The organism is Stenotrophomonas sp. Ste96 (genome assembly GCF_024519495.1).
GTDB lineage: Bacteria > Pseudomonadota > Gammaproteobacteria > Xanthomonadales > Xanthomonadaceae > Stenotrophomonas > Stenotrophomonas bentonitica_A.
The window spans coordinates 1-2,655 of record NZ_JALJRX010000024.1 but is presented as its reverse complement, the minus strand read 5'-3'; the positions used below and the strand labels follow the sequence as shown (position 1 = coordinate 2,655).

The following is a 2,655-nucleotide window of genomic DNA, read 5'->3' as shown; positions in this document are numbered from 1 at the left end:
GTCCAGCCGTGCACCGAACACCTTGGCGCGGAGCGCACCGGCCGACGCCGCGGGTTCCGCATGCTGGACCCAAGCCAAGGCTTCTGGCATGGGGTCGAGGAGCCTCCATGCGACCTCCGACAGCGCCATCTCGTCCAGGCCGAGCCGATCATCGATGACCACGTTCAGCGTCGCCACCAGCGTGCGCGTGCCCACGTCCAGTCTCACGCGCGTCATCGCAGCAAAGCCTTCCGAGCGACAGACTTCGCAGTCGCGGTGCATATAGACCACCGGCTGCTGGTAGGTGTCGATGCCGGCACGGGTGACGCGCAGCCGGTTGTGGCCGGGGACCTGCTTGGTCATTGCGCATCCTCCAGTCCAACGCGCTCCAGGTGCTCCGGCACCCGTGCGCGCCAGCCCAACTCGCGTTGCACGCGCCCGCGCAGCGTGTCGGCTGCGTCGGGCTCGCCGTGGGTGAGGTAGACGATGCGCGGCGCGGACGGCGCGGTGCGCATCCAGTCCAGCAGCTCCTCGGCGTCGGCGTGACCGGAAAAGCCTTCCAGCTGCACCACCTCGGCGCGGATGGGGACCTCCCGGCCGAACATGCGCAGCGTGCGCTTTCCCGCCGCCAGCGCGGCACCGCGTGTTCCGCCGGCCTGGTAGCCCGCCAGCAGGATCGCATTGCGGTCATCTTGGCCGAACGCTTCGATGTGGTGCAGCACGCGCCCACCGGTCGCCATGCCGCTGGCGGAGATGATGATCATCGGTCCGCGCTGGCGGTTGAGCGCCTTCGATTCTTCCACCGTGTTGACGAAGGTGGCCACCTCGAACATCCGCTGGCAGTCCTCTTCGGACACGTGGTGCTCGGAATGGTGCGCGTGGTAGAGCTTGGTGGCGTTGATCGCCATCGGACTGTTGAGGTAGACCGGCACGCGCGGAATCTCCCCGCGCTCACGCAGCCGGGCGATATGCAGCATGAGCGCCTGGGCGCGGCCGATGGCAAAGGCGGGGATGACGATCACGCCCCCGCGGGCGGCCACGCGGCGGATGATGGGCGCCAGCTCGGCCTCCTGGTCGATGGCCACATGCGCCCGGTTGCCGTACGTGGATTCGCAGACCAGCACGTCACAGGCGGGAAGGGGCGTCGGCGGGTTCATCAGCGACTCGTGCTGCCGCCCCAGATCGCCGCTGAAGTGCAGGCGCTGGCCTTGCACGTCCACACTGACGTGGGCGGCGCCCAGGATGTGGCCGGCGGGATGGAAGCGGACCGTAAAGCCGGGGGCAACCTCGACGTCGCGCTCGTAGTCATATCCCTTGAGCTGCTTCAAGCTGCGGCGGGCATCGTCCTCGGTATAGAGCGGTCGGGGCTCCTTGTGTTTTGAGTAACCCTTGCGCGCCGCGTATTTCGCCTCTTCTTCGAGCAGGTGTCCGCTGTCGGGGAGCAGCAGACCACACAGGGCGACGCTGCCATGGGTGCAGTGAATCAAGCCGCGGAACCCCTGCTTGACCAGCGCCGGCAGGTAGCCCGAATGGTCCAGGTGGGCGTGGGTCAGGACCACCGCGTCGATTGACGCCGGGTCGACGGGAAACGGAGCCCAGTTGCGGTCGCGCAATTGTTTGTAGCCCTGGAACAGGCCGCAGTCCACCAGCACGCGCTGGCCATTGGCTTCAACCAAATAGCGCGAGCCGGTCACAGTACCCGCAGCGCCAAGGAACTGGAGGGTGGGATTGGTATCGTTGTTCATGGGTGCTCCTGTGGGGCGGCGGCTACGCCACGGTCTCGAGAGAGGAAGGGGTTGGGCCGCCTGCGGTACGCGGGACTAGCCGCACGCGGCGCAGCAGCAAGGCGTTGACCGCGACAATCACCGAACTTCCCGACATCGACAGCGCGGCGATCTCGGGTGACAGCACAAACGGATAGAGCACGCCGGCCGCCAGTGGGAACGCCAGGACGTTGTAGCCCACGGCCCAACCCAGGTTCTGGTGCATCTTGCGCAGGGTGGCGCGGGCGATGGTGGTCGCGCGCACGACGTCGTAGGGGTCGCTGTGCATGAGCACCACGTCCGCGCTTTCGATCGCGACATCGGTGCCCGCGCCGATCGCGAATCCCACGTCGGCCTGGGTCAGTGCCGGTGCGTCATTGATGCCGTCGCCGACCATGCCGACCTTTAGGCCCTGCGACTGCAGCTTGATGACCTCGTCGGCCTTGCCGCCCGGCAGCACGTCGGCCAGCACGATGTCGATTCCCAGGTCCTGCGCCACGCGCTCGGCGGTGGGGCGGTTGTCGCCGGTAATCATCGCCACCTTGATATTGCGCCGGTGCAGCTCGTCGATGGCGGCGCGCGAGGTCTCGCGGATCGCGTCGGCAATCGCGAAGAAGCCCGCGAGCTGGCCACCCACCCCGGCATAGATCACCGTGCGACCGGCACCGGTGAGGTGTGCGGCCTCCGCTTCCAGTCCGGAGAGGTCGATGCCGTGCTCGACCATCAGGATCCGGTTGCCCAGCAGCACCTGCACCCCGTCAACCACGCCGGTGGCACCCTGGCCATCAATGTTGGTGAACGCGGTAGCGCGCTCGGCGACCGCACCGGCGCGCTTGAGGATGGCCTGGGCCAGCGGGTGCTCGGAGTGCGCTTCGACCGCGGCAGCCGTGCCCAACAACCGCTCCTGCGTCCA

At 67.8% G+C, this 2,655-nt stretch carries 2 protein-coding genes and 1 pseudogene; all 3 read right to left on the bottom strand.

Features of this window, described 5'->3' with window-relative positions; genetic code table 11:
- Positions 1-342 (bottom strand): annotated as a pseudogene (locus OC373_RS18620) (thymidine phosphorylase); the annotation flags it as partial.
- Positions 339-1,724, bottom strand: a complete 1,386-nt coding sequence (locus tag OC373_RS18615; protein WP_261998265.1) for an MBL fold metallo-hydrolase — start codon at positions 1,722-1,724, stop codon at positions 339-341. The pseudogene OC373_RS18620 and the gene OC373_RS18615, both read right to left, overlap by 4 nt.
- 22 nt (positions 1,725-1,746) lie before the next feature.
- A partial coding sequence (locus OC373_RS18610) for an HAD-IC family P-type ATPase (protein WP_261998264.1) occupies positions 1,747-2,655 on the bottom strand: 909 nt, incomplete at its 5' end.